The sequence below is a fragment of the Kitasatospora sp. NPDC057738 genome (assembly GCF_042798815.1).
In the GTDB taxonomy this organism is placed as follows: Bacteria; Actinomycetota; Actinomycetes; order Streptomycetales; family Streptomycetaceae; genus Kitasatospora; species Kitasatospora lactacystinica.
Map to the genome: position 1 here is coordinate 8,209 of NZ_JBHVJT010000061.1, position 26,725 is coordinate 34,933.

General features: G+C 74.3%; 19 protein-coding genes and 1 pseudogene. 10 read left to right on the plus strand and 10 right to left on the minus strand.

Annotated elements, in window-relative coordinates:
* Window positions 1-159: 159 nt before the first annotated feature.
* Window positions 160-3,195 carry a hypothetical protein gene (locus ACFVGO_RS28425; RefSeq protein WP_380634855.1) on the minus strand — a complete coding sequence of 1,012 codons (3,036 nt, stop codon included), beginning with the start codon at window positions 3,193-3,195 and terminating at the stop codon, window positions 160-162.
* A gap of 380 nt (window positions 3,196-3,575) precedes the next feature.
* Between ACFVGO_RS28425 and ACFVGO_RS28430 the strand changes: the two genes are divergently transcribed.
* Window positions 3,576-4,367 carry a putative protein N(5)-glutamine methyltransferase gene (locus ACFVGO_RS28430; protein WP_380634857.1) on the plus strand — a complete coding sequence of 264 codons (792 nt, stop codon included), beginning with the start codon at window positions 3,576-3,578 and terminating at the stop codon, window positions 4,365-4,367.
* 39 nt (window positions 4,368-4,406) lie between these two features.
* Here the strand turns inward: ACFVGO_RS28430 and ACFVGO_RS28435 are convergent.
* Window positions 4,407-4,682: pseudogene (locus ACFVGO_RS28435) on the minus strand (TIGR03618 family F420-dependent PPOX class oxidoreductase); the annotation flags it as partial.
* A gap of 303 nt (window positions 4,683-4,985) precedes the next feature.
* On the opposite strand from ACFVGO_RS28435, the gene ACFVGO_RS28440 reads away from it, so the two are divergent.
* Complete coding sequence (locus ACFVGO_RS28440) at window positions 4,986-5,432, plus strand: hypothetical protein (protein WP_359897175.1); 447 nt, start codon at window positions 4,986-4,988, stop codon at window positions 5,430-5,432.
* Between the two features lie 66 nt (window positions 5,433-5,498).
* The gene (locus tag ACFVGO_RS28445; protein ID WP_380634859.1) at window positions 5,499-6,002 is read left to right on the plus strand and encodes a DinB family protein; all 504 of its coding nucleotides are present in this window, start codon (window positions 5,499-5,501) and stop codon (window positions 6,000-6,002) included.
* A 46-nt stretch (window positions 6,003-6,048) separates the two neighbouring features.
* Here ACFVGO_RS28445 and ACFVGO_RS28450 read toward each other — a convergent pair whose 3' ends face one another.
* Entirely contained in the window at window positions 6,049-7,440 is a 1,392-nt protein-coding gene (locus ACFVGO_RS28450; protein WP_380634861.1) for a pyridoxal phosphate-dependent decarboxylase family protein, read from the minus strand.
* A 273-nt stretch (window positions 7,441-7,713) separates the two neighbouring features.
* Here ACFVGO_RS28450 and ACFVGO_RS28455 point away from each other — a divergent pair, with 273 nt between their 5' ends.
* The 3 genes from ACFVGO_RS28455 to ACFVGO_RS28465 all read left to right on the plus strand — a co-directional run bounded on the left by ACFVGO_RS28455 (window position 7,714) and on the right by ACFVGO_RS28465 (window position 11,422).
* Window positions 7,714-9,072 (plus strand): cytochrome P450, encoded by a 1,359-nt coding sequence (locus ACFVGO_RS28455; RefSeq protein WP_380634863.1) that lies wholly within the window; start codon window positions 7,714-7,716, stop codon window positions 9,070-9,072.
* A gap of 83 nt (window positions 9,073-9,155) precedes the next feature.
* Entirely contained in the window at window positions 9,156-10,133 is a 978-nt protein-coding gene (locus ACFVGO_RS28460) for a pentalenene synthase (RefSeq protein WP_380634865.1), read from the plus strand.
* Between the two features lie 89 nt (window positions 10,134-10,222).
* Window positions 10,223-11,422 carry a cytochrome P450 gene (locus ACFVGO_RS28465; protein WP_359897185.1) on the plus strand — a complete coding sequence of 400 codons (1,200 nt, stop codon included), beginning with the start codon at window positions 10,223-10,225 and terminating at the stop codon, window positions 11,420-11,422.
* Window positions 11,423-11,447: 25 nt separating this feature from the next.
* Here ACFVGO_RS28465 and ACFVGO_RS28470 read toward each other — a convergent pair whose 3' ends face one another.
* The 3 genes from ACFVGO_RS28470 to ACFVGO_RS28480 all read right to left on the minus strand — a co-directional run bounded on the left by ACFVGO_RS28470 (window position 11,448) and on the right by ACFVGO_RS28480 (window position 14,447).
* Entirely contained in the window at window positions 11,448-12,737 is a 1,290-nt protein-coding gene (locus ACFVGO_RS28470; RefSeq protein ID WP_380634868.1) for an MFS transporter, read from the minus strand.
* Complete coding sequence (locus ACFVGO_RS28475) at window positions 12,724-13,401, minus strand: ArsR/SmtB family transcription factor (RefSeq protein ID WP_380634870.1); 678 nt, start codon at window positions 13,399-13,401, stop codon at window positions 12,724-12,726. The genes ACFVGO_RS28470 and ACFVGO_RS28475 overlap by 14 nt, the downstream gene beginning before the upstream one ends.
* A gap of 134 nt (window positions 13,402-13,535) precedes the next feature.
* The gene (locus tag ACFVGO_RS28480; protein WP_359897188.1) at window positions 13,536-14,447 is read right to left on the minus strand and encodes a S41 family peptidase; all 912 of its coding nucleotides are present in this window, start codon (window positions 14,445-14,447) and stop codon (window positions 13,536-13,538) included.
* Window positions 14,448-14,505: 58 nt separating this feature from the next.
* On the opposite strand from ACFVGO_RS28480, the gene ACFVGO_RS28485 reads away from it, so the two are divergent.
* A complete protein-coding gene (locus ACFVGO_RS28485; protein ID WP_359897190.1) occupies window positions 14,506-15,012 on the plus strand; it encodes a winged helix-turn-helix domain-containing protein in 507 nt (168 codons plus the stop codon).
* Window positions 15,013-15,055: 43 nt separating this feature from the next.
* Here ACFVGO_RS28485 and ACFVGO_RS28490 read toward each other — a convergent pair whose 3' ends face one another.
* From ACFVGO_RS28490 to ACFVGO_RS28500, 3 genes are all read right to left on the minus strand, one after another.
* Complete coding sequence (locus tag ACFVGO_RS28490; RefSeq protein ID WP_359897191.1) at window positions 15,056-15,946, minus strand: transglutaminase domain-containing protein; 891 nt, start codon at window positions 15,944-15,946, stop codon at window positions 15,056-15,058.
* A gap of 241 nt (window positions 15,947-16,187) precedes the next feature.
* Window positions 16,188-19,154, minus strand: a complete 2,967-nt coding sequence (locus tag ACFVGO_RS28495) for an RNA repair domain-containing protein (RefSeq protein ID WP_380634873.1) — start codon at window positions 19,152-19,154, stop codon at window positions 16,188-16,190.
* Window positions 19,154-20,953, minus strand: a complete 1,800-nt coding sequence (locus tag ACFVGO_RS28500; protein WP_380634875.1) for an RNA ligase family protein — start codon at window positions 20,951-20,953, stop codon at window positions 19,154-19,156. Before ACFVGO_RS28500 ends, ACFVGO_RS28495 begins: the two co-directional genes overlap by 1 nt.
* A 198-nt stretch (window positions 20,954-21,151) precedes the next feature.
* Here ACFVGO_RS28500 and ACFVGO_RS28505 point away from each other — a divergent pair, with 198 nt between their 5' ends.
* From ACFVGO_RS28505 to ACFVGO_RS28515, 3 genes are all read left to right on the plus strand, one after another.
* The gene (locus ACFVGO_RS28505) at window positions 21,152-21,937 is read left to right on the plus strand and encodes a class I SAM-dependent methyltransferase (RefSeq protein ID WP_380634877.1); all 786 of its coding nucleotides are present in this window, start codon (window positions 21,152-21,154) and stop codon (window positions 21,935-21,937) included.
* A 221-nt stretch (window positions 21,938-22,158) separates the two neighbouring features.
* Entirely contained in the window at window positions 22,159-22,875 is a 717-nt protein-coding gene (locus ACFVGO_RS28510) for a flavodoxin family protein (protein ID WP_380634879.1), read from the plus strand.
* Window positions 22,876-23,104: 229 nt separating this feature from the next.
* Window positions 23,105-23,359, plus strand: coding sequence for a hypothetical protein (locus tag ACFVGO_RS28515; RefSeq protein ID WP_380634881.1), 255 nt, complete (start codon window positions 23,105-23,107; stop codon window positions 23,357-23,359).
* A 414-nt stretch (window positions 23,360-23,773) separates the two neighbouring features.
* Here ACFVGO_RS28515 and ACFVGO_RS28520 read toward each other — a convergent pair whose 3' ends face one another.
* A complete protein-coding gene (locus ACFVGO_RS28520) occupies window positions 23,774-26,698 on the minus strand; it encodes a polysaccharide lyase family 8 super-sandwich domain-containing protein (RefSeq protein WP_380634883.1) in 2,925 nt (974 codons plus the stop codon).
* Window positions 26,699-26,725 lie beyond the last annotated feature (27 nt).

The following is a 26,725-nucleotide window of genomic DNA, read 5'->3' on the forward strand; positions in this document are numbered from 1 at the left end:
GGGGGAGGGGGGGGGGAAGAGGGGCGGGGGCGCGGGGGGGGGGGGGGCGGGGGGACGGGGGGGAGGGGCGGTGCCCCACAAGAAAACCGCCCCCCCCCCGAAACAAGAAGACAGGGGGGGCGCCCCGACCGCCGTCGTACGGCGGATCGCAGGCGTCCGTCACACCGCTGAGCGGTGGGGGGCCGTGCGGTGGCGGGCCCGGAGGAACAGCAGGCCGCCGAGGCTCAGCAGCCCGGCTCCGCCCAGGCCCGCGCTCATGACGGAGGCCGCTGGAGCGCCGGTGTCGGGCAGCCCGCCGGATCCGCCGTCACTCTGCGGCGGCGCCGGGTGGTGGCCCGGGCGGCTCGGGCAGCCGTGGCTCCCGCCGCCCTTGTGCTCGTGGCCCTTCGGCGGGCAGGGGGCGACGGCGATGCAGAGCTCGGCCGGTGGGCTCTGCACGGTCCCTCCCTCCGGGTCGCGGCCGGTGGCGTGGGCGGTGTTGGTGATGCTGCCCGCCCGTGCGTCCTCCTCGGTCACGGTGTAGGTGCCGTGGCACAGGGTGCTCTCCCACGGGGCGAGGGTGGTCTGCTCGCAGATCACCCCCTGGACGCGGTCGTCGCTGACGGTGACGTCGGTGAGCGTGGTCGACCCGGTGTTGGTCACCGCGTACAGGTAGGTGATGGTGTCACCCGGGTGTACGGTCCCGTCGGCGTCGGAGTGCTTGGTGATGGACAGTGAGGACTCTCCGGCGGTGACCACCTGGACGGTGGCCCGGGCCGGCGGGCTCTGGACGTTCTGTCCCTGCGGGTCGGTGCCGTTGGCGTGGGCGGTGTTGGTGACGTGCCCGGCCTGGGCGTCGGCCGCCGTCACGGTGTAGCTGCCGTGGCAGGTGGTGCTCTCGCCGGCGTCCAGGCCGGTCCGGTCGCAGGTCACCGCCTGGACGTGGTCGTCGCTGACGGTCAGGTTGTTCAGCGTGGTGTTCCCGGTGTTGGTGACCGTGTAGGTGTACGGCACGGTGTCGCCGACGTGGAACGGTCCGGCGCTGTCGGCCTGCTTCCGCAGGTCGAGCCTGGCGACGCCGACGACCTGCAGCGTGACCTGGGCGATGGGACTCACCACCGTCTGCCCCTGCGGGCCGGTGGCCTCCGCCTGGGCGGTGTTGGTGACGTGGCCGAGTTGCAGGTCGGCCTCGGTCACGGTGTAGGTGCCGTGGCAGGGGGTGCTCGCTCCGGCGTTCAGGGTCGTCCGGTCGCAGGTCACCTGCGGGGCGTGGTCGTCGACGACGACGAGGTTGTTCAGCGTGGTCGTCCCGGTGTTGGTGACCGTGTAGGTGTAGTGCACGGTGTCCCCGACGTGGACGGGGCCGGCGGTGTCCGCCTGCTTGGTCAGACCGATCGAGGACGGGCCGACCACCGTGACGGTGGCATCGGCCTCCGGTGAGGTGACCGGCTGGCTGTTCGACGTCCCGGTGGCGTGGGCGTGGTTGGTGACCTGCCCGGCCTGCGCGTCGGTGGCCGTCACGACGTAGCTGCCGTGGCACTGGGTGCTGTCCCCGGGGCTGCCGGCCGGAGCCAGGGTGGTGGAGTCGCAGGTGATCCCCGTGACCTTGTCGTCCGTCAGCGCGAGGTTGGTCACCTGGCTCCCGCCGGTGTTGGTGACCACGTAGGTGTACGGGACGGTGTCGCCGACGTGGAAGGGCTCGGCGGCGTCGACGTGCTTGACGAGGGTGATCCCCGGTGGCGCGATCACCGGCACGTTCTCCGAGGCCGGTGGCGAGGTGACCGGTCCCCCGTCGGTGGTCCCGGTGGCCTGGGCCGTGTTGGCGACGTGGCCCTGGGCGGCGTCGGCGGCGGTGACCAGGTACGTCGCCGTACAGGTCACGGTGTCACGGGGGGCCAGGGTGCTCACCGGGCAGTTGACCGGTCCGACCTTCGGGTCGTTGACGGCCAGGTTGGTGATCGGCACGTTCCCGGAGTTGGTGACCACGAAGTCGTACGGGATGGGGGTGCCCACCGTGATCAGCCCGGGCAGCGGCTCGTGCGCCTGCTTGACCAGGTTCAGTTCGGGCAGCGGCTGGTCGGTGTTGATCACGACGTTGCGGATCAGGTGCACGTCGGTGAACAGGCCGGTGGACCCGGCGAAGCCGAACTTGTAGGTCGAGGGCACCGGCTGGGGTGCGGGGGTCTGCAGCACCTGGTGCGAGCCGGTGCCGTCGTTGAAGTCGACGGAGACCGTGAGCACCGGGGAGGGCGCCGGGGTCAGGTGCACGTTGACCCGGCGGCGCGAGGGCTCCAGCAGGGTCTGCGCCTGGTCCGGGGTGACTCCGGGCGGCAGGGCGGTGAGCGGGCCCTGGAGCGTACCGGGCAGTGTGGAGGGCCAGGGGCCGTTGGTGGTGAAGTTGCTGGTCGTCGCGGTCAGGAAGCAGTAGCCGGTGGTGCCGTCGCCGGGGCCGCGGACGGTGACCATGTTGGCGCCGGGCGCGGGGATGCGGAAGCTCGTACCGGCGGGGGAGCGCTGGGCGCAGCCGTTGCCGCGCTGCTCCCAGTCGCCGAAGTAGTTGCCGAGCACGTCGAGACCGACGCCCAGGTAGCCGCGGTCGACGCCGGGAAGGAAGGTGAGGTTCGGGTTGTCGTCGGGCAGCTTCTGCGCGTAGCCGAGGCTGCCGCCGAAGGCGCCGGGGTGGGTGAGCGAGACGTCCCCGTTCACGAGGAAGAAGGAGATGCCGTCGGCCGGGGTGTTCGGCGTGGTGCTGCCGTACTGCCACTGGTCGAAGGTCACGTCCAGGCCGTTGCCGGCCGGCAGGGCCTGGTCGAAGAGCACCGCGCCGCTCTGGTCGTTGCCGGCGTCGGTGATCCGCAGGTAGCCGAGCGGTGCGGAGTTCAGCGGCGGCACCGGGCCGGTCTCGGCGGTGGGGCAGCCGCCGAGCGGGTGGTCGCCCGGCCCGGGCGTCGCGGGGGCCGCGCCGGTGAGGCAGGCGGAGCCGACGGCGATGAAGCGCGAGTCGGCGGTGGCGCCGGTGAAGGTCTCCTGGAGCAGGGGCGTGCCGACGGCCCGGACCCGCTCCGGCAGCGGCGCGGCACGGTGGTGGGCGGGGGCGACGGCCTGGGCGAGCGGGGCGGTGAGGCCGGCGCCGAGCAGACCGAGGGTGGCCGCGGCGCTGATGAGGCGGGCCGTTCGGGCGCGAAGCCGTGACGGTCCGCAGGATTGTCTCGTCATGGCGTTACTATGCGCGGTCGCTACGGTCCGTTATCGCCGAGTACTGTCAGTGGACCTATCGAATCGCTCGGACGAGCGAGGGGTCATGGGAGTGTCGGCGACGGGTGGACTGTCGAGGGGATTGCCGGAGGTGTGGAAGGGGCCTTCGGAATCATTCCGATCATCCTTGCCCGGCGGTGCGGTAGGGTGGCCGACGCCGAGTATGACCGTGACTCAGGGAGGTGAGACCCATTACCGGAATGTCCGAGCGGGTGCTCCCGGAGCGCGGCCGCGTCGGCGCCCCGCGCGCATAGCGCGGCCGGCGCGCCGACGCAGTGTCGGCCCTCGCGGGAGCCCTGACGGAGTCGTCAGTCCTCCCGTCCTCCCCCAAAGGGGTTCTCTTGCCGGTTTTCTCCTCCGCCTCCCTCCGTTCCTCCGTGGTCTCCCGGCTGCGCGCCGCCGGTTGCGTGTTCGCCGAGGACGAGGCGCGGATCCTGCTCTCCGCCGCCGCCTCGCCCGCCGACCTGGCCGCCATGGTCCGCTCCCGCGCCGACGGGCGGCCGCTCGAACACGTCGTCGGCTGGGCCGAGTTCGCCGGGCTGCGGATCGCCGTCGACCCGGGCGTCTTCGTCCCGCGCCGCCGCAGCGAGTTCCTGGTCTCCGCCGCCACCGCGTTGACCGCCCCGGGCACGGTGGTGCTCGACCTGTGCTGCGGCAGCGGCGCGCTGGGTGCCGCGGTGGCGGCGGCCACCGCGCACCCGGTCGAGCTGTACGCGGCCGACATCGATCCGGGCGCGGTCCGCTGCGCCCGCCGCAACCTGGCCGGCGCCGCGGCGGGGGTCTTCGAGGGCGACCTGTTCGCCGCCGTGCCCCCGGAACTGGCCGGCCGGGTGGACGTGCTGATCGCCAACGTCCCCTACGTCCCGACCGGCGACCTCGGCCTGCTGCCGCCCGAGGCGCGGCTGCACGAGGCCCGGCCCGCGCTGGACGGCGGGGCGGACGGACTGGACGTGCTGCGGCGGGTGGTCGCCGAGGCGCCGCGGTGGCTGGCGCCCGGCGGGTCGCTGCTGTTCGAGACCAGCGAGCGGCAGGCGCCGGCGGCCCTCGCGGTGACCCGGACGGCCGGGCTGGCGGCGGCGGAGAGCCGGGAGGAGGACCTGGACGCCACGGTGGTCACCGCGACACTGCGCTGAACCGCCCGGCTGCCGACGGGAGTTCTCCCGCGGCCCTGAGTCGGTGCCCGGCCCGGTCAGGGCGGCCACGCCCTCGGCGGTGACCCAGGAGCGGCCGTCCGGCCCGGTCACCTCCAGACTGGCCCGCGGGTCCCGGCGCAGGTTGGCCGTCTTGGCCAGCCCGTCCCGGGTGGAGATCAGGATGGCGTTCGCGTCCCGGTCGTAGAACGGCATGACGGGGGAGAGCTGCGGGCGGCCGTCCGCCTTGATGGTGGCGAGGACGCCGAGGCGGCTCTGCGCGAGCAGGGCGTACGGGTCGAAAGCAGTGGCGGTCATGGCAGCATCATCGACCTTCACACCGGTGTGAGGGCAAGGTCCGCCACGCGTGTTGGGCAAGGTCCGCCACGCGTGTTGGGCGAGGTCCGCCGGGTGGGCGGGGTGCGGTGCGCCGGGCGTGCTGGGCGGGGCCCGCCGGGCAGGTGGGGCGGGAGGCGGCGCATGATGGCACGGACCGGCGGGCCGGTGCGGAAGGTTCGGGAATCGGCCGTGATGTCCGGCGTGAGCCGCTATGGTCGGTCGCGAAAACGGTGACGGTCCGTCAGTGGATGCGCACCGTCCGAGTCGAGGGGACACCGCACGATGGCACGCGAACGCAAGCCGGTGGAACTGCTGGAGTTCTCCGACGACCTCCACACCGACGACGTCACCCCGCTGCAGGCCTTCCTGGCCGCCCGCATGCGCGAGCTGGTCCGGGCCCAACCCGAGGGCACCGGCGCCCGGTTCGCCGCCGAGCGGCTGGCGGAGATCACCGCCGCCGACTGCGTCTTCCTCTCGGACGTCCTGGTGGCCTGGGAGGAGGTGGTCCTGGAGGGCCGCAACGACGAGCCCGGCTGGACGCAGCGGATGCGCCAGGACGCCATGATCTGGTGGGAGCGGCTGTGCGAGACGGCCGACCGGTTCCGCGACCACCCCGACCACCGCTCCCGCTGGCGGCCACTGCACTTCATGAACCTCGCCCACGCGGAGATCATGGCCGGCCTGACCGACCGGGCGGGCGGCGTGTACGGGGACGGCGCACACCCGTGATCCCGGACGGCCGGGGGCCGTGGCCGCAGGGCCGGCCTGTCGGTGGCGGCTGGTACCGTCCCCGGCATGAGCAATCGTGTGCCCTTCACGGGTGGGGAGAAGGAAAGCCTCCATGCGGCGCTGGACCGGCACCGCGATGTGGTGCTGTGGAAGCTGGAGGGGCTGGACGACGAGCAGCTGCGCCGCCCGATGACGCCCTCCGGGACCAATCTGCTGGGGCTGGTGAAGCACCTCGGCGGGGCCGAACTCGGCTGGTTCCGGGAGACGTTCGGCCGGGAGAGCGGACCGCTGCCGTTCGACATCGACGCCGACGACTCCTCCGACATGCGGGTGGAGCCGCACGAGTCGACGGCGGACGTCCTGGCCTTCTACGCCCGGGCCCGGGCCGGCGCCGACGAGGCGATCCGGGAGCTGGCACTGGACGACCTCGGCACCTCCTGGTCGGGGAACTCCGTCTCGCTGCGCTGGGTGCTGATCCACATGACCACGGAGACGGCCCGGCACACCGGGCACATGGACATCCTGCGCGAGCTGATCGACGGGGGGACGGGCGACCACAACCGGAGCTGACCCCGGACTCCGCCCGGCCCGTCCCGGCGCGGTCCGCTGCTCGCGCTCAGGCCGTCAGCCCGCGGACGGCCCGGGCCAGCGCCCGCGCCGTCCGCCGGACGTCCGCCTCGGTGGTGCGCCAGTTGCTGAACGCGGCGCGCAGGGCGGGCCGCCCCGCGTAGCGGGTGGGGGTGAGGAAGGCCTCGCCCTCCAGCCCGTCGGCGAGTGCGGCCAGCCGCTCCGGGGTCGGGTCGGCCGTCAGCGAGAAGCAGACGACGTTCAGCCGCACCGGGGCGAGCAGTTCCAGGCCCTCGATCCGGGCCACCTCCGCGCCGAGCGCCCGGGCACCGGCGATGCAGCGCTCCACGATCTCCCGGTGCCCGGAGCGGCCGTACGCCCTCAGGGTGAACCAGGCGGCGAGGGCGCGCAGCCGGTGGGAGTTCTCCGGCGTGAGGTGGACCAGGTCCGGGTGCTCGCTCAGAGGACCGAGGTAGGCGGCGGCGTTCTGGAAGACCCGGGCCTGGAGGTCCGGGCGGCGGGTGAACTGCACGGCGCTGTCGTAGGGCACGTTGAGCCACTTGTGCAGGTCGACGCAGACCGAGTCGGCGAGGTCCAGCCCCGCCACCAGCTCCGCGTGCTCCGGCGACAGCGCGGCGAAGGCGCCGAACGCGGCGTCCACGTGCAGCCAGAACCCGTACCGCTCGCGCAGCGCGGCGATCGCGCGCAGGTCGTCGAAGTCGACGGTGTTGACCGTCCCGGCGTTGGCCACCACGACGCACGGCCCCTGAGTCCCGGTCAGCGCCCGCTCCAGCGCGGCCACGTCCACCGCCTCCCGGCCCGGCAGGACAGGCACCGTCCGCAGCGCCGTCCGGCCCAGGCCCAGCACCGACAGCGCCTTGGCGACGCTGGAGTGCGCACTGCCCGACAGCACCCGGACCGGGCCCAGCGCGCCGACCCCGTCCTCGGCGACGTCCACGCCGAGCCGCTCGCCCAGCCACTCGCGGGCGATCGCCAGCCCCACCGTGTTCGACATCGTCGCGCCGCTCACGAAGGTGCCGCGGTGCGCCGCCGAGAGCCCGAACAGCTCGCGCAGCCACCCGACCGTCTCCCGCTCCAGCTGCTGACCGGCCGGATCCAGCGAGGAGTTGGAGTTCTGGTCCACGGCCGAGGTCAGCCAGTCGCCCGCGAGCGCCGCCGGCGTCGCCCCGCCCGTCACGAACCCGAAGTAGCGCGGCCCGGCACTCGCCGACAGCCGCGGCTCCCAGCGCTCGGCGAACTCCGCCAGGGCGGCCCGCACTCCGCCGCCCTCCTCGGCGAGCGGCGCGCCGGCGTTCTCCGCGCCGGACCGTCCGATCGCGGGCCGTTCGTCGAGGGTCTCCAGGAAGGCGAGCGCACGCTGCCGGGTCTCCTCCAGGAGCTCCGGCAACCGGCCGAGATCGGCGGCGAGTTCGGGGTGCATGACGATTCTCCGTTGATCGGCTGGGCGGTGCGCCCGAGGCTAACGGCGGGGTGCGGACGGCGTCCCGGTCCAATCCGGGACGGGTGGCCTGAAACACACGGGGAGGTGGGGGAATTCGCGCGGTTCGGCTCAAAATCACTCCGGCAGTGCATTTTCGGCCGGTCCCTTGACCTCTCCCGATCCGGCGGACGATGATCACCGTGCACCGCGAGCGAGTGAACGTTCCAATGTCGGGCGGATTTTCGATCCGAGACTTCAGGGAGGTGCAGGGCTGTGCGTTCCACCACCGCTCCCGTGACGGCCCCCGTGGCGCCGGGGCGCTTCCCACTCCTTGGCCACCTGCCGCAGCTGGCCGTCCAGCGGGTGGAGTTCCTGCAGTCGGTCAGGGCCCGGGGCGACATCGTCAGGATATTCCTCGGGAATCGTCCGGTGTTCGTCCTGAACTCACCGGAGGCCGTCCACGACGTTCTCCTGAAGCAGAGCAGGAAGTTCGGCAAAGGACTGCTGTTCGACGTCGCGCGGCCATTCATCGGGAACGGCATCATCACCTCCGATCGGGATTTCCACCTCCGCCAACGGCGCGCGCTCCAGCCGGCCTTCCACCGGGACAGCATCGCCGCGAGCGTCGGCACGATGACCGACATCGCCGAGGAGCAGGTGTCGTCCTGGCGCCCGGGCCAGGTGATCGCCATGGACCTGGTGCTGCGCCGGATGATGACGGTCATGCTCGTGTCGACCCTGTTCAGCACCGAACGCCCGGACGGCGCCGCGGCCGTGGCCGAGCTGGGGGAACGCGTCGCCGAGCAGTTGACCACGGTGATGCGCGGGGTCTTCGTGGGCACCGTCCTGCCCGCTCCGATCGCGTCCTCACGCCTGCTGGGGCACCGCAGGTACCTGGCCGCGGCGGCGGCACTGCGCGAACTCGCGGACACCGCCGTCCGGCAGGCTCGCCAGGACCCGGCCGCCGGCGGCGACCTGCTCTCGATCATGTTCGCCGGAACCCCGGGCAACCCGCAGGGAATGACCGACGTGGAGGCCCGCGACGAGCTGCTGTCCCTGCTCATGGCCGGCGCCGAGACCACGTCCACCACCCTGGCCTGGGCGCTCCACGAGATCGGACGGCGCCCGGAGCTCACCGAGCGGATCAGGGCCGAGTGCGACGCCCTGCCCGCCGGCGCCCTGCCCGGCGCGGCGACGCTCCCGTTCACCGAGCGGTTCCTCCGCGAGGTGCTCCGGCTGCACCAGCCCAGCTGGCTGCTGATGCGGCGTGCCCTGGAACCGGTCCGGGTCCGCGGGGTCGACCTCCCGCAGGGCGCCGAGCTGATCTACAGCGCGCTGACGATGCACCGGGACCCGGCCCACTACCCGGACCCGCTGCGGTTCCACCCGGACCGGTGGCTCGACCGCCCCGAGAAGGACCTGCCGCCGGGCGCCTACGTCCCCTTCGCCCTCGGCAACCGGAAGTGCATCGGGGACCACTTCGCGATGACCGAGATGCTGGTCGTCCTGCGCTCGATCGTCTCCCGGTGGCGGCCGCGCCCGGTCGAGGGGCACCGGGTCCGGCCGGTGGTCCACGCCCTGATCCGGCCCAACGCGCTGCCCATGCGCGTCTCACCCTGGCCGGCCGACTGAACCGGCCCCGTCCCGTACGGCCGTGACCCGGCCCCGTCCCGTACGGCCCTGAACCGGCCCCGTCCCCGGAGGTGCGCCACACCATGACAACCACGGCAGAGATCCTCTCCCCGGACCCGGAGGCCCCGGCCCTCGACGAGCTCCCCTTCCCCCGCCGGATCAGCCCGGACTTCCGGGCCGCCCACGACCGCCACCTCGCCTGGCCGCGCTCCTTCGGCTTCCTGTCCACGGAAGCGGAGCGGGCCCACCACCTCAAGGGCCAGTTCCCGCTGATCGCGGCCATGTTCTATCCGAACGCGACCGGGAGCGAACTGGACATCGGCGTCGACCAGCAGAGCTGGTACTTCCTGTTCGACGACGCGCTCGACGAACAGTGGGGCGGCTCGCCCGAGCGGGTCCGCCACCTCGTCGGACTCGTCCAGGAGGGCGTCACCGGCCAGGCGTCCCCGCTGCCGCCGGCCGCTGCCTTCGCCGACATGCGACGACGCAGCTGCCACGGCATGCCCGAGGACTGGATCCGGCGCTCGGCGGCCCACTGGTCCTCCTACCTCGACCACCACGTCCACGAGGCGAGCAGCCGGCAGTCCGGTGCGCCCATGCCGCTGAGCACCTACCTGCGGGTCCGGCGCCACACCATCGGGGTGGCACCGGTCATCGACCTCGCCGAGCGGCTGTCCTCCTGCGTCCTGCCCGACCACCTGTACGCGCTGCCGCACCTGTCCGTCATGCGCGAGATGACGAAGACCTTCATCATCTGCGACAACGACATCGTCTCCCTGGAGAAGGACGCGGCCCTGGGGGAGCAGAACAACCTGGTGCTCTGCCTGGAGCGGGACCACGGGCTCTCCCGGCCGCAGGCGGTCGACCGGGCGCTGCGCCGCCGCGCCGAAGCCCTGGAGCTGTTCACCGGCGCCCACCGGGCCCTGCTCGGCAGCACGGCGACGGGCCACCTCGACCCGGCCGAACGCGACCTGCTGCAGCGCTACTGCACCGAGGCGCTGCAGACCACCATCCGCGGCGCGTACGACTGGCACCACGCCTCCACCCGGTACCACGGGTAGGCCGCCGCCTCCCGCCTCCCGCCTCCCCGCCGCTCGCCTCCCGTCGTACGACCGCGCCCCCGGACCGATCCAGCTGAGGAGCCCGCACCATGCCCGACCACCGCTCGGCGTCCTTCGTCGCCTCCGAACGGGACCGGACCTGCCCGTTCGACCCGTCGCCGGACCTCCGCCGGATGCGCGAGGCGGACGGCCTGCCGCGGCTGCGCGTGACCCACCCGGTGCGCGGCGAGATCGACGCCGTCGTCATCACCGGGTACGGCGACGTCCGGGCCGCCTTCGCGGACGAGCGCCTGGTGACGGGCAACGGCATCGACCCGTCGCTGCCGCGCACCCTGTTCAACCACCCGGGCTTCCTGCCCGCCTACAGCGGCGAGGAGCACAGCCGTCTGCGCCGGATGCTCACCGGCAGCTTCACCGTCCACCGGGTCGAGCGGCTGCGGCCCGCGATAGAGACGATCGTCTCCGAGCACCTCGACGCGATGGCGGAGCAGGGCCCGGTCGTCGACCTGGTCGAGGCCTTCGCCCTGCCCATCCCCTCGCTGGCGATCTGCGAACTGCTCGACGTCCCGTACGGGACCAGGGCGATGTTCCAGCGCTGCTCCCGGGTGATCATGGACGGAACCGCCGACGCCGGTCAACTGATCGCCGCCTCGGCCGAGTTGAACGCGGCCATGGCGGACATCGTGGCCCGCAACCGGGCCACCCCCGGGGACGGCGTGCTGGGCGCGGTGGTGCGGCAGCACGGTGCGGAGCTCACCGACGAGGAGCTCATCGGCTTCGGCACCACCCTCCTGGTCGGCGGACACGAGACCACCGCGACCCAGCTCGCCCTGAGCGTGCTGGCGCTGCTCCGCCACCCGGAGCAGCTCGCCGTCCTTCGTGACGACCCCGGGGCGACCGGCCCGGCGGTGGAGGAACTGCTGCGCCATCTCGCCATCCCCGCACCGCTCCTGCGCACCGCCGTGACCGGCGTCGAGGTCAACGGCCACCGGATCGCCGAGGGCGAGCACGTCCTGCTCTCCCCGCTGACCGCGAACCGCGACCCCGAACTCGTCCCCGAGCGACCGGACGACCTCGACCTGCGCCGCCGTCCGGTCGCCCAGCTGTCCTTCGGCTTCGGCGCCCACCAGTGCCTCGGCCAGCAACTGGCCCGGCTGGAACTGAAGGTGGCCCTGCCGGCCCTGCTGCGGCGCTTCCCGACCCTGCGGCTCGCCGTCCCCGAGGCCGAGCTCCGCTTCCGCGAGGGGTCGACGGTCTACGGCGTCGAGGCGCTCCCGGTCACCTGGTGACGGGGGCCCGCAGGGCCGGCGCCCTTCAGCGGGGGAGCCCCGCGCGGGGGAGCTCCGCGCGGCGGACGGCGGGAGAGGCGAGGGCGAGCGCGGCGCCGAGGCAGGAGAGGGCCCCGCAGCCGACGAGGACCGGGGCGGTGCCCCAGGCCCCGACGGCGGCGCCGACCAGCGGGTAGGCGAGCGGGGCGAGGCCGACCATCGTGAGCATGGTGACGGAAGTGACCCGGCCCAGGTAGGCGGGGTCGGCGGACGTCTGGATGAGGGTGCTGTCCAGGCTCCCGAAGACGCCCGCGCTCAGACCGACCAGGGCGGCGAGGACGGCGGCGGCCCACAGCTGCGGCACGAGCGCCATGGCCGCCGCACCGGTGCTGCCCGCCAGCAGGGTGCCCGCCATGGTCAGGCCGGCCCGGGGGAGCCGACCGGCGACGGCAAGCAGCGCGGCACTGGCGGCGGCCCCGGCACCGAAGCAGCCGACGATCCAGCCGTAGCCGGACGGGCCCCAGCCGCGCTCGGCGTTGAGCAGCACCATGCCGACGTTGAGGGTGCCGGCGAGGCCGAGTTCGCAGACCGCCCCGGCCAGGACCAGCGGGCCGATCAGGCGGTGGCGGCGGATGTAGCGCAGCCCGTCGAGGAGTTCGACGCGTGCGGTGCCGGGCCGGGGCGGTGTGCCGGCCCCGGACGGGGTGTCACCCGGAGGGGCTTCGAGCGGACTGATCCGGACGGAGAGCAGGAGCGGCAGGGAGAGCGCGAAGAGCAGACCGGCGACGGCGAAGGCGGCGGCCGGGCCGCCCAGGCCCATGGCCAGGCCGCCGAGCGGCGGTCCGGCGATCTGGGCGAGGCGCATCGACAGCGAGCGCAGGCCGGTGACCCGGGCCAGCTGGTCCGGGCCGGTGATCCGGGGCGGGAGGGCGCCGACGGCGGGGACAAACAGGGCGTCCACGGCGCCGAAGACGAGCGCCACCGCGACCAGCAGCCAGAGCGCGGGCGCGGTCAGGGCGATGCCGGCGGCCACCGCGAGGATGAGCAGGCAGCGCACGGCGTCGCTGCCGAGGACCACCCGGCGCGGGTCGAGCCGGTCGGCCAGGACCCCGCCGCCGAGCATGAGCAGGGCGCGCGGGGCGGCGCCCGCGGCCATGACCAGGCCGATCTCGGTGGGGCCGGCGGAGCGCTGGGCGGACCAGGCGAGGGCCGCGAAGTAGACGCTGTCGCCGATCAGGGAGGCGGTGTAGGCGGCGAGCCAGCGCAGCACGTTGCCGTCGCGGTGGGCGGGCGGCGCGGCGATCCGGTTCGGGAGGGTCGGTTCAGCGAGGACCATCGGGGACTCCGGCGGTCGGGGACACGGCGGCGCCGGTGTCGGGGGCGGAAGGTGTCCGGGGCGGAAGGTGTCCGGGGCGGAAGGGGAACCCGTACAGGTGGACGGACACGTGCTCGCGGCCCGCGGTGTCGCCGGCCGCCCCGGCGGCCTTGCCGCGTTCCCGCCAGCGCCGCGCGATGGCCTGCAACTCCTCTTCCATCTCGGCGAGTTCGGCGGCCGTGAGGTCGAGCAGCCACTCAGAGGTGAAGGCCGCATCGGTCCACTCCTTGCCCCAGGCGGCGCTCTGGTCGAGGTAAGCGCGGTACTGGGCGGAGCGGGAGTCGACCAGGCCCTTGGTCACCGCGTTGACGACGGCCGCGCCCTCGGGCGTGCCGGCGAGGTCGGACTCGCGGAAGCCCCAGCCCTCCTCGGAGGCGACCTCCCACCACCGCTCCCGGCCGTCGGCGCTGCGGGCGCTCGCCGCGGTGACGAAGCCCTGCTCGGCGAGCTTGCGCAGGTGGTAGCTGACCAGCGACGGAGCCTGGTCGACCTGCTCGGCGAGCTGCGAGGCGGTCGCGCTCCCGGCGGCGAAGAGCAGGCGGTAGAGCTGCATCCGCAGCGGGTTGGTGAAGGCCTTCAGGCGGGACAGGTCGGTGATCCGGTCGGGCCGGGGCTTCTCAGGCATGCGTCGACGATAGATCTGAAGGAAAAATTGCGCAATAAAAATTTCAGATCTTCATGTCGGATCGTCAGGACGCCTGCGGCCGGACACGCTTGCCGGCCACAGGACTCGCTGCGTGGCTACCGACTGGCCCAGGGCTACGCCAGGCGCGCCGCGGCCAGGGAGAGGGCGCGGTCGAGCGCCGCCTCGGCGTCGCAGGGGACGTCGGGCTGGACGCCGATGCCCTCCCAGTTGGTGCCCGAGACCGGGTTGACCGCGCGGGCGAAGGGCACGCTCAGCTCCAGGTGCGGGTGCACCGTCCAGCCCTCGCGCGGGTGGGCGCCGCCGCGGGTGACCTCCCCGACGACCTCGGCGCGCCCGAGCTGCTGCAGGTCGTAGGCGAGCTCCTCGCCCCCGGAGAAGGTGTCCGCGCTCGTCAGCACGTAGATCGGCTTGCTGCCGCCGAAGCGGGTGCCGGGGACGAAGGGGGGCGTCCAGGACTGTGCGCCCACCTCGTCCTTCCGCGAGAACATGGTGTTCAGGTGGGTGCGGCCGTCGAGCAGGTAGGCGCAGACGAAGGCGACCGTGTTCGGGTCGCCACCGGTGTTGCGGCGCAGGTCCAGGATGAGGGCGCGGGCGGGGGCCACCAGGGAGAGCGCCGCGGTCAGCGGCGGTGCCGCCCAGTCCAGCGGGAACAGCTTGGGTCCGATCTCCAGGACCGCGACGCCGTGGTCGAGGAGTTCCACGCGGGGAACGCCGTTCAGGAAGGTGTCGAACTCCCTGCGCACCATGGCGAGTACCGCCGCACCCGGCTCCGGCGGCACCGGCACGGCGTGGTACTTGAGGCCCAGGTGCAGGTCGCCGTTGACGGACCGCAGGTCCGCGGTGACCGCTTCGGACAACTCCTGGGCGGATTCGGTCCGGTAGGCGCCCTCGGCGCTCCGTCGCCTCAGCAGGTCCGCCAGTTGCCGGGCGACGTCGGGGAAGACGTAGTTCTCGCAGACCAGGTCGGCTATCGACTCGACGACGGTGAAGGTGTCCAGGGCGGACGGCGATGTGGTGGAGGTCATGGAGAGGCAGTAGACCAGCGACTTGCCAAAGCGTCAAACGTACTTAACGCTTGATCAGGTGAGTCACCGACCGGACGAGACCGTCCAGCGGATCAGTGCGCCGCTGCAGCACGCCGCGCTCGCCCACCCCCTGCGCCAACGCCTGCTCTTCGCCCTGAGCAGCCGTCCGTCGACGATCAGCCGGCTCGCCGCGCAGCTCGGGGTGAACAAGGGCAGCGTCTCGCACCACCTCAGGGTGCTGGGCGAGGCGGGGCTGGTCCAGGACGCGGGAACGCGACGGGTGCGCGGCGGCACCGAGAAGTACTACCGGCGGACCGCCGATCGCTTCTTCGTCGCCGAACCGCAGGCAGAGGGTACGGCCGCGCTGTTCGGCGCCGTCGCCCAGGAGTTGGACCGCTCGCCCGTCGACCACCTCCTGGCACTGCGCCACCTCCGGCTCAGCCCGGCCAAGGCGGCGCGGCTCGTCGAGGCGCTGGCCGGACTGGTCGACGAGACGGAGGAGGACGCGGAGGGCGAGCCGGTGTACGGCCTCCTGGTGACGCTCTACCAGCAGGTCGGGGCGTAGGGGCGGCCTGCTCCGCCAGGAGGGTCGAGGGGGCCGGGGGCGGTCAGCGCAGGGTGACCTCGCGGGGGCCGTTGAACGGGGCCAGGGACAGGACCGTCTTCGGGGTGCGCAGGGCGTCGTGCTCGGCGAAGAGGCGGCGGACGGCGTGGACGTCGACCGGACCGACGGTCAGATGGGCCACCTCGTCGTACGGGGCGTGGGGCGTGTTGGTGGAGTCGGTGCCCCAGGTGTCCCAGAGCAGCGTCTCGACCTTGTTCAGGGCCGCGAGGTCGAGCCGGGTGGAGTGGGCGACGAACCACGCGCCGTTGAGCGGGCCCTCCTCGGGCGGGTGGACGCCGAAGGAACCGGCGGCCGCCCGGTCGGAGCGGATCGTGCGCCAGGCCCGGCCGGCGACCAGGAAGCGGTCGCGCGGGACGTCCATCGGGTCGAAGTCCACCCGCCAGGCGGCGGCGACCTTCGGGTCGGCCAGCTGCGGGTCGGCGAGCAGCCAGCCCCGCCGGTCGTCCCAGTACTCGGTGGCCACGTGGTCGCAGTGGAAGCCGTCCGGGCCGAGGTAGCCGGCGAAGCCGCAGCGCAACCGGGCCGGGATGCCGACGTGGCGCAGGAAGGAGCAGTGCAGCAGCGCCAGGTCCCGGCAGACGCCGACGAAGCGGTCGGCGGGCGCCCGGGGATGGCTGAGCGGGGCCGGGTCGCGGTCGGTGATCAGGTGCAGGATGTCGTCGAGGTAGCGGGTCTCGGCGTCGTGGTGGAGCCGGTTCGCCGGGATGGGGTGGTGGAACAGCCAGCCTTCGAGGCGATGGATGATCAGGTTCCTGGCGATCCGGGCGAGTCGGCGGGGGTCCTTGGGGAGATCGGCGTAGCGGGGGAGGTGGGCGCCGGGGTCGGAGAAGACGCTCTGTCCGAGGTAGAACGCGGGGAAGTCGGCGGAGGGCACGGGGAGCTCCCATGGGGCTTCGGCCGCATGATCGATGGCTGGGCCGCTGGTGCTCACCGTGGCAAATTTCGGGGGCGATTGTCCAGAAGAGCCCGATGGGCAGGGGTGGTTCGGCAGATCGGTGTCGTTTCGCGGGTGGGGGTCGTCCGGTGGGAGGGCGTGGTCGGGTCGATCGGGACGCTTCGGCGGGTCGGGCGGTTCAGTCGGGCGGGCGGTTAGCAGGTCAGGCGGGTCGGGCGGGTCAGGCGGGCGGTCGGCGGACCGGGGTGGGGACGGCGCCGCCGTCGAGGTACTCGACCCGGACGCCGGGCAGGGTGCGGGACCACGCCCTGGCGAGCGGGGCGAGCCGGGCGGCGGAGAGCGGCGCGGGGCCGAGGCCGATCGGGAGGTGGGCGCGGCCGTCGGCCGTCCGGTACGGGTGGGGCCAGGCGTGCAGCCGGGTGGCCCCCGCGTCCTCCAGGGCGGCCAGCAGGGCGCGGATGCGGCCCCGGACGAGGCCGAGTGACTCCTCGTCGGTGCCGACCACGGCCCAGGCGGCGTGCCGGCGGTGCAGCGGGGGAGCGGCGAGCAGGGCGGGCCACGGGTTTCCGGCGGCCGTCCAGGTCTGATCGGCGGCTTCCCCGGCCTCGCTGGCTTCCCGGGCCTTGGCGGCTTCCCCGGCGTCGGTGGCTTCCCCGGTCTCAGCGGCCTCGGTGGCCAGTTCCCAGGCGCGGTAGAGCTCCTCGCTGAGCAGATCGCGGGTGTCGGCGCCGACCTGGGTGGTGCAGCTGCGGACCGGGGCGGAGGGGGTGAGGACGGTGAGCGGGCCCGGGGAGGCCGGCAGCGGGTCGCCGGTGAGGGCGACGGGCCGGCGCCAGTCCCAGCCCGCCCAGGTCCCGGTGAAGCGCCGGAAGAGCTCCTCCTCGGGACTGCCGGTGGCCTCCAGGACCGTCCGGGCGGCCAGCACCGACCAGGCGAGCGAGGGGAGTTGGCCGAACGGCGCGGAGTCCAGGCCGCGCGCCCGGGCCCAGGCCTTGACCTGGCGGGCCAGCCGGACGAAGCGGCCGTGCCGGTCGCCGAGCGCCGTCAGGATCGCCTCGGCGTCCGTGACCGCGCTCAGCGCGACGGCCTCGGCCTCGCCCAGCTCCGCACGGCGCTCGACGGCCCGGGCCGGGTCGAGATCGCCGGTGAAGACCACCACGAGGTCCACCGCCAGGCCGTCGGCGGTCAGCCGCAGCCCCGGCACCCGGGCGCCGCGCACCTCGCGCAGCCCGCGGGCCCCCGGCAGCGCGGCCGCCACCCGGGCGCGGACGGCGGGCAGATCGGCGGGGCCGGGCAGCGCCGCCACCAGGTCCAGGTCGGCCCCGTCCAGCTGGCAGCCGAGCCGCCGGGAGCCGACGGTGTGCACCACGCCCTCGGGCAGGGCCGCCGCGATGCGCCGGGCCAACGCCCGGGCGGTGGAGGTGCGTTGAGGCGGCTCCGGGGACGGTGAGGCGATCGGCTGCTCGGGCACCGGCCGCACCTCGCCCGTCCCCAGCGAGACCACCGCGCGCGGCCGCATCGGCTCGGCGCCCCGGCGGGAGAGCACCACCAGCTCGCCGACCCGGGCGGAGGCCCCGGGGAGCCGGGCCGCGCAGTCGGCGGCCACCGGCTGGGGGTCGTCGCTGCGCCCGAGGGTCAGGTGCGGGGTGAAGCCCTCCGCCCGGCCGCGGCACCGCGGGAAGCGCCGCTCCAGCGCGTGCCGCAGTGCCGCCCAGGGCGCGGGGGAGCCGGCGGCCGGGTCCAGCCAGACGGTGGCGTCCTCGCGGTGCCCGAAGGTGTGCACGCCCTCCAGTCGCGCGGTGAACGGTGCCGTCTCGGCGGCGGCCGCACCGAGCAGCGGCAGGGCGCGGTCGAACTCGGACTCCGGGACGAAGCCGAACAGCAGGTTGACGTGCGGGGGCCAGCGGCGCAGCTGCGGGTCGTAGGCCTCGCGCAGGCGCTGGATCGGCGGCCACAGCTCCTCGGGCGGCAGCCAGGCGACGGCGGTGCGGGCGGTGGGTGCGGCGTCGAGGACGTCCGGCGGGCCGTCGTCCCGGTCCTCGCCGTCGAGCGCGAGGTCCACGGCCACGCCGTAGTGGTCGGAGGGGAGGAGCCCGTCCCCGGCCGGACGGTCGCCGAGCAGGACGGCCGCGGTGGCGCGGGTGCCGTCGGCGCGGTGCAGGACGCGGTCCAGGCGGCCCGGGCGGCCGGTCAGCGAGGAGACCGCGGCGAGCGGGTTGGCCGTCGGGTCGAAGGTGGGGGTGTCGTCGGCCGGTCCGTGCACCTGGGTCCAGGCGTCCAGCAGGCCGAGCGCGGCGGCGGGGCCGGCCGGGCCGGAGCGGCCGTCGTTGAAGTCCCCGAGCAGCAGCAGTTCGCCCTCGACGCCGGCCAATCCCTCGGCCAGTCGGGAGAGTTCGGCCTGGCGGCGGGCGGCGCCGTCCGGCGAGTGGTCGCTGCTGAGGTGGACGGCGGCGACGGTCAGCGGCGTGCCGCCGGTCCGTACCGAGAGGGCGGCGACGGCCTTGTGCGGGCCCAGCGCGTGCCGCCCGGCCGTGGCCACCGGCAGCCGGCTGAGCAGCAGCAGGCCGTGGTCGTCGACGTCGGGCCCGAGCGGGTCGGCGCCCAGGGTGTACCCGGCGCGGATCCAGGGGGCGGCCAGCAGCAGGGCGACCAGGGCGGGCTCGACCTCCTGGAGGGCGATGACGTCGGCGTCGGCGGCCTCCAGGGCGGCGAGCAGCAGGGGGCGGCGGCGGGCGGTGGCGATCCGGTCGGCGTCGTAGCGGTCCCACAGGGTGTTCCAGGTGGCCACGCGCAGGCCGGTGGCCGCCGGGACGTCCGTGGCCGCCGGGACGCCGGTGGCCACCCGGGTGCCCGGGCCGGCCTCGGTGGGCCGCCAGCCGCCGCCCGGATGCCAGGCGTGCGGGACGGTCGCGGTGAAGAAGGGCGAGGGCAGCAGGGGCGGGTCGGTGCGGTGCCCGGCCTCGGTGGAGTCGAGCAGGTCCACGCCCGAGGCGCGGTCCCAGACCCGTACGCCGTCGGCCTCGACCCAGTGCACCCGGTGCCAGGGGATCTCGCCCGAGGCGGCGAAGGCCTCCAGCGGGACGCGCTTCGTGCGGTTGTCGCGCTGGCGCACGCCCAGCGTGAACCGGGCCGGGTCGAAGCGGGCGTCCCAGCGGATGCGCTGGCAGACCTGTTCGATGGGGCGCATCACTCCTCCTCCTCGTCGAGGGTGCCCGCCGTGTCCTCCACGATGCCACCGGGGCCCACGTACCAGGTGCGGTGCGCCTGGCCGGGGTAGGGCGGTCCGAAGCGGTGCAGCTGCGCGGTGAGCACCGCTTCGGGCACCGGGTGCGGGCGGACGGCGTTGCGGCGCACCAGCTCGTCCTCGCCGACCGCCAGGACCACCTGGGTGATCAGGGCGTCGCGGCGCTGGGCGACGGCGTGGACGTGGGAGCGCTGCTGGCGGTTGAGCGAGGTGGCGTCCCAGACCGCGGTGGCCGCCTCGCCGTCGCCCGGGGCGCACAGGGCGGCGTCCAGCCGGGCCAGCCCCTCGCGCAGCACCTCGGCGTTGTCGCGCTGGTCGGCGCGCGAGCCCCGGGCGGCGCGCAGGTCGTCCAGCGAGATCCGGGCGGTCACGCCGGTGAGCCCGGCGGCGAAGCTGCTCTTGCCGCTGCCGGAGGGGCCGCACAGGTGGACCAGCCGGGGGAAGCGGCCGTCGCGCCAGCGCCAGGTGGCCGCCACGGCCTCCTCGGCGGTGGCGATCCGGCCGAGGGCGTACGCCTCGCGGGCCTGGGCCCAGCAGCGGTCGGCGGCGTCGCGGTCCAGACCGGCCAGCGCCTCGCGCAGCCCGGCCCGCAACCGGGCGAGCGGCGCCCCGTCGAGCAGCCCGGCGTCCTCGGCGTGCAGCGCGGACCAGGCGACCTGCTCGCGCTCCGCCCGTCCGGGGGCGGCGGTCGCGGCGACGGCGTGCAGCACCCCGAGGTCGGCGGCGGCCGAGAGCCGGACCAGCCCGGCGCGGCGCTCCCCGTCCGGGTACGGCTGGTGGAGGGCCGGGTGCAGCCCGACCAGGTCGGCGACCCGCCGGGCCAGCGGCAGGCCGAGCGGCCCGGCGAGCCGCGGCGCCAGCGACTGCCGGCGGGCGGTGCGCAGCGCGGTGGCGAGAACACCGGCCAGCCGGGCGTCCCCGCCCCGGCCCAGTTCGTCCAGTCGGGCCGAAACATCGGCCAACTCCTCGGGCGGGCAGGTGAGTTCGGGAAGGTCCAGGGCGGCCGCGAGGGCGGTCGGTTCGGGCAGCGCGCCGGAGCGCACGGCCCAGAGCGCGGCACCCGGGCCGAGCCCGTTCTCCACCACGGCGGCGTGCATCCAGTGGGTGTCGGTGCGCACGTGCCGCGGGCGGACCCACTTGGCGACCCGCTCGCCGAACTCGGCCCGGGAGAAGCCCCGGACCGTCCGCACCACGTACCCCTCCTGCCGGTCGAGGTCCAACCGCAGGGCGCGCAGGGCCCGTTCGTCGTAGCGGCCGCGCCACAGCACCCGCGGGGCGGGGACGCCGAGGCGGCGCAGGAAGCGGACGGTGTCGTCCCAGTCCAGGCAGTGGTCGCGGCCGTCGTCCCGGCTGTCGTTCCGGCCGTCGTCGTGGCTGTCGTTCCTGCCGTCGCGTTCGCCGCCCGTCCAGACCGAGAAGCCGTAGAACCAGCTCTCCAGGTCGGTGTACGGGATCGAATGCCGGGCGAACAGGTTCTCGCCGCAGATCCGCCAGCCCTCCGGGATGCGCGGGGCGATCCGGCCCTGGAGGCCCTTCACCCAGGCGCGGGAGGGGTGGTGCGCGGAGTCCAGCGAGCGGGCGTGCAGGCCGTCGCGGTAGAGCGTGGTGTTCTCGCCGTCGAGCTTCTCGGTGACGACGATCTCGGCGCCGGCCAGCGCGGACAGGTCCCCGGTCCGTACGTCGTCCGCCGCGGCGCCCGGTGACCAGGGCAGATGCGGCGTCCGGGGGTAGTGCACACGCATGTCCTGCTCCCTGGGCGTTCTTGATCCGGCCGACACTGTAGGAGCCGCCGCCGAGCCCGGGCCACCGATTAAACGGCGGTCCCCGGGTGCCGAAGGACCTGGGCCGACACGCGGGCAGGAACGTCCCTGCACCACCGGACCGCGCCACCGGGGTCCAATGACGCGATCCGACACAACGTCAACAGGGGAGGCCGAGCGGTGGAGACGAGGACGAAGGACGAGGACCCGGTCCGGGTGCTGGACGTGACGAGCGCCGACTACCGCCGGGCGTTCGAACTGTTCCTCGCCGGAACGGACGAGAAGCCGATCACCCACGACCGGCTGGGCGAGATCGTGGCCACCCTGCCGCACCGCCGGGTCCTGCTCGACCTCGGCGCGGGCGACGGCCGCACCACCGCCTACCTGAGCCGCTCCTTCGACCGCACGATCGCGGTGGAACCCAGCGCCGCGATGCGCGAGAAGCTCGCCGTGGCCTGCCCCGACGCCCTGGTCCTCCCGGACCCGCTCGACCGGGCCGACCCGCCCGAGCGGGCCGACCTCGTCCACCTCTCCCACGTGCTCTACTACGTGCCCGAGGCGGACTGGCTCCGTACCCTCAACCGCGCCCTGGACTGGACGGCCCCCGGCGGCACCCTCCTGGTCGTGCTGCAGAACCCGGAGAGCCCCTGCATGCGGATGGCCGCGCACTTCACCGGTGCCCGCTACGACCTCCGCCCGCTCGCCGACCGCCTGCGCGAGCTCCACCCCGAGCACGGCTACGCCCTCGAAACCCTCGACCTCCACTACCGCGCGCCCGACCTCACCGCGGCCGTGGACGTCGCCGAGTTCATGGTCAACGTCGCCGACCTGGCCACCCTCGACCCCCGCCCCTCCCGCACGGCCCTGGCCGCCTACGTCCAGGACCACTTCGCCCTCCCCGCCGGCGGCTTCGCCATCGGCCACACCCAGGACATGCTCATCATCCGCCGCGCCGCCCGGTCCTGAGCCGAGCCTCCGGGGCCCGCTGGGGGACCGTAGGCGGCAGCGGCCCCTCCGCCGCAGCCGCCCCCGTCCACCACCTCGGCGCACCCGCCCGTTCCAGCGGCCGGGCGGCGTGTCGTCAGGCGACCGGCCCAACCGCGCGCGCGTCCGCCCGGCCGACCTGGTGAGCTGTGCCGGGAGTCCGCGACCCGACCGGCCTCCCCGACGGACCGAGGGAGGACCCCGTGCCGGACACGCCGACGTCGTACGCCGACCTGCGCGCCCTGGTGATCAACTGCACGCTCAAGCGCTCCCCGGAGCGCAGCCACACCCAGGGCCTGATCGACGTCAGCACCGGCATCCTGGAACGCCAGGGCGTCGCGGTCGACGTCCTGCGGGCGGTGGACATCGACATCGCCACGGGCGTCTGGCCGGACATGACCGAGCACGGCTGGGAGACCGACGAGTGGCCGGTGATCTACTCCCAGGTGATGGCCGCCGACATCCTCACGCTGGCCGGGCCCGTCTGGCTGGGCGACAACTCCTCCGTCATGAAGAAGGTGATCGAGCGGCTCTACGCCTGCTCGTCGATCCTCAACTCCGAGGGCCAGTACGCCTACTACGGCCGGGTCGGCGGCTGCCTGATCACCGGCAACGAGGACGGCGCCAAGCACTGCGCGATGAACGTCCTCTACAGCCTCCAGCACCTGGGCTACACCGTCCCGCCCCAGGCCGACGCCGGCTGGGTCGGCGAGGCGGGCCCCGGCCCGTCCTACCTGGACGAGGGCTCCGGTGGCCCGGAGAACGACTTCACCAACCGCAACACCACCTTCATGACCTGGAACCAGCTCCACCTGGCCCGCATCCTCAAGGACGCCGGCGGCATCCCCGCCCACGGCAACCAGCGCTCCGAGTGGGACGCCGGCTGCCGCTTCGACTTCGAGAACCCCGAGCACCGCTGAGCCGTCGGCCGTCCGCGTGAGGGGGCTGGCACGGCCGGCAGTGGATGTTCGTCATCGAGGGCCTTCCCTGCGTTCTCCTGGCCTTCGTCGTCCTCAAGTACCTCCCGGACGGCCCGGCCACGGCCCGTGGCCGACCGCCAAGGAGGCGGCGCTGGTCGGCGAGGCGGCGACTCGCGAGCAGCAGGACGGTGCCAAGGCCGCCGGGACCAGCTGCGGTTCCCTGCTGACGGTGCTGCGCGACAAGCAGATGCCCATCGCGATCTTCGCCGACTGGATGCATCAGGTGGCGCTCTACTCCGTCGTCCACTTCCTGCCCGGCATGACCGGTGGCTTCGTCGGCTCCTACGACATGGGCTGGGCCGAGGAGAGCACCGGCAACCACCTGGCCGGCCTGTGGATCTCCGTCGTGCTGCCGGCCCTCGGCGCGGCGGCCGCCACCAGCCTGCGGTTCTCGCCCGAGGACGAACGGGGCAACGAGAGCTGACCCCTTTCCCGGGCCGGTCGACCGGCCCGGGAACCGGCCCCGCAGCCGGTCGCGCCGGGGGCACGGACGGTAGGTGGCGCCGGCGCCGGCTCCGCCGACCGGCACCCCCGGCGACGGCCGGGCCGAGGCCCGCACCGGCCCGGAGGTCCCGGCGGTGAAACCGGCGAACGATCAGGCCACCACCGGCCGCCCTGCACCGCGCCCGCTTCGCACTTGCGGGCCGGCCTGCCGCCAGGCCCTCTCTCGCGGATCGCCCTCGGACCCATGTCCGGGGCATCGGCCGATCCCGGCCCCGACGAGACCGATCCGTCAGGAACCGGCTCGATCAGGTGATCCGGCAGCGAACTCCTCAGTGTCTCCCCTGATCGGGGCGGCCACCGAAGTCATGACACCCCGTGGTGCGGCGGTGGCCGGTCAGGAGCTGATCACCTCCAGGACGGGATGGAAGGCGGTGTGGCTGCGGGCGTCGAGGTTGACGGCGAGGCCGACGGTGGCGAGGGGCTGGAAGAGGGCCAGGGCGAGGGAGGGGTTGCCCGGGGTGACGGCGGAGGTGACGTCGAGGGGGATCCAGTCGGGAGTGGTGGAGATCCGGCCGGTGCCGAGGGGTTGGGCCAGGGCGGGGGCGTTGGCCCAGGTGACGGCGAGTTCGGTCCAGGCGGTGGGGGCGGTGGTGAAGGCCTGGAGGGTGGCGAGGGTGCCGCCGGAGTCGGCGACCGCGCCGTGGACCCAGAGGACGGCGCGGCGGACGGTGCCGGGGACGGCGGTGGTGTCGAAGGTGAAGAGGGCGCGGCGGCTGAAGCCGCTGTCGGTGGTGCCGGTGTTCTTGACCGTCAGGGTGGTGGCGGTGCCGTAGTTGGTGGTGGCGTAGGAGCCGTCGCGGACGAAGCTGTCCTGAGTGGGGTCGAGCAGGCTCGCGGTGGCGGTCGCCGGGGCACCGGAGGCGGTGGTGAGGGTGATGGTGCGGCCGGCGCCCCGGGTGCCGCCGAGTTCCACCAGGAGGGTGATCGTGCCCTCGGTGGAGAGCACGCTGACGCCTTCGGCGGCCGCGGTGGGGCGGCCCGTGCCGGCGAGGGTGACCGTGACGGTGGCGGCCCGGCGGGACGGGTCGGCGACGGTGACGGTGCGGGTGCTGCCGGTGTCGCGGACCAGCACCGAGCAGGGGGCGGAGGCGGTGAGCGGCCCGGCCGTGCCGGCGGCGAAGAAGTTGGCGGCCGTCACACCCGAGGCGGAGTCGGATATCGCCTGGACCGTACGGGAGTTGGCGAGGGTGGTGACTGTGGGGGCGGCCGCCCGGGCCGCGGTGGCCGCGGCGGTCGCGCCGGGCAGCAGCTGGTACTCGTACCCGGCGTCGGTGGGGTCGGTGCCGTGGTCGAACCAGAGGGTGAGGTAGCGGCGGGTGAGCTGCTCCTTGGAGCCGTTGGTGTTGATGTCGTGCCAGCTGCCGGTGCGGGCCTCGCGCTTCGCCTGGAGGGTGGTGCCGGCGGGCAGGACGTAGCCGCCGAAGCCCGCGACGGCGACGGCGCGGGCGCCGTCGAAGCGCTGGGACCAGCCGAGGGTGGTGGGCTGGGCGGCGCCGTCCACGGTGAGGGCGTGGGTGCCTGCGGGGCCGAGGTTGCGGTTGTCGACGACGGTCTCCACCGGGGTGCCGTCGGTGCAGCCGATGCCCGCGCCGAGACAGACCACCGAATCGTCCAGCAGGAACCAGGACTTGCGTCCGGTCAGGGTGGAGGAGAGGCCGCGCAGGTCCTGGCCGACGGCGGCGTAGGTGCCGTCGGTGGCGCCGCCGGCCCAGGTGGAGTCCGGGCGGGGTGCGCCCCAGGCGCCGCCGGCAGCGTCGGCGAGCGGCTTGGCGGAGACGGTGGTGCCGGGCAGGCGGTACGGGTCCACGGTGGGCCAGAAGGCGTCCGAGTACTGGCCGTTGCCGGAGGTGGCACCCCACCAGGAGAGCATGCCGTTGTTGGTGTGCCAGCCGCGCAGGTGCTCGCCGTTGCCGGTCTCGTAGAAGGTGGTGCGGGCGGAGCAGAGGCTGAGCGAGGCGGCCCAGCCGGAGCGGCGGACCACGGCGCGGTCCATCGCGAACACCCGGGCGCCGAGCGGCTCGGGGGAGGCGGCGGTGGCGGAGTTCAGGAGCGCCTGGGCGCGGGCGAGCTCGGGGACGTCGAGGTAGGCGTTGGAGAGGTAGGGGAGGTAGTAGTCACGGGTGAGCCAGCCCTTCACGGCGGAGCGCCAGGCGGCGGACTGGGCGGCCGGGGCGGCACCGGAGTCGGCGAGGCGGAGGATGTGGCCGATCAGGGTGTGGCCCCGGGTGTGGTCGTCCTGCTGGAGCTGGAACTGGTCGCCGCTCTGGCGGCCCCGGCTGACGGCCCGCCCGCTGACGGAGTCCATCACCAGGCCGTTGTAGAGGAAGGGCGCGTAGGCGTCGGTGACGGCGTCGAAGACGTTCTGCCGGGACGGGTCGGAGATCTGCCAGGCGGAACCGGCCAACAGGGCGAAGAGCCTGCTCAGGCCGCCGAGCAGCACCTCGCCGTAGGAACCGGTGTACGGCACCCAGGTGTGCTGCACGAAGGAGCCGTCGGCGTACAGGCCGTCGCCGGTCAGTACGTACGGGAAGACCGGGGAGAGCGCGGTGGTGGCGGTGGTGAGCTTGGCGGAGGTGCGACCCAGCACGCCGCGCAGGGCCAGGACGCGGCAGAGGTCCACCCGGTTGCCGCCCGTGCTGGTGCCGGTGTAGCTCGACACCTGGGAGTCGGGGACCTGGCGGTCCACGGCGGCGAGCAGGGCGGAGAGCCGGGTGGGCGTCAGGAGGTCGTGGACCAGGACGCAGATGTCGAGGAGGGCCTGCGGGGTGCCGATCTGCCAGTCCCACCAGTTGCCGTAGGCGGTGGCCGTGGGGGTGTAGGCGCCGGTGGTGGTGTTGAGGTGGTTCAGGCCGGTAGTGATCGCGGTGGCGAGGGTCTGGTCACCGGTCAGACCGGTGCCGGGCTGCGCCCAGGCCATGGCCATGGTGCGCAGGCGGGTGTGGGAGGCGGTGACGTTCGCCGAGTTGGTGCCCAGGGGGAGGTCCGGCCAGAGGGAGGCGGAGGCCGGGGCCATGGCCTGGAGCTGGGTGCGGGCCCGGTCGCCCAGGGCGGCGAGGGTGGTGGCGTAGGGGGCGGTTGCCGGGTCGAAGCCGGTGCCGGTGAGCAGGTCGCGCCAGCGGAGGCGGAGGGTGTCGTAGGCGTCGGCCGCGGCCGTGGCGGGGGTGGGGAGGGCGCCGAGCGTGAGGGCGGTGGTACCGATGGCGGCGAGTTGCAGCAGGCGGCGGCGGGAGAGCAGGGCGGGGTTCGGTGCGGCGGGCACGAGGGGAGGTCCTCCCTGGAGGTGGGG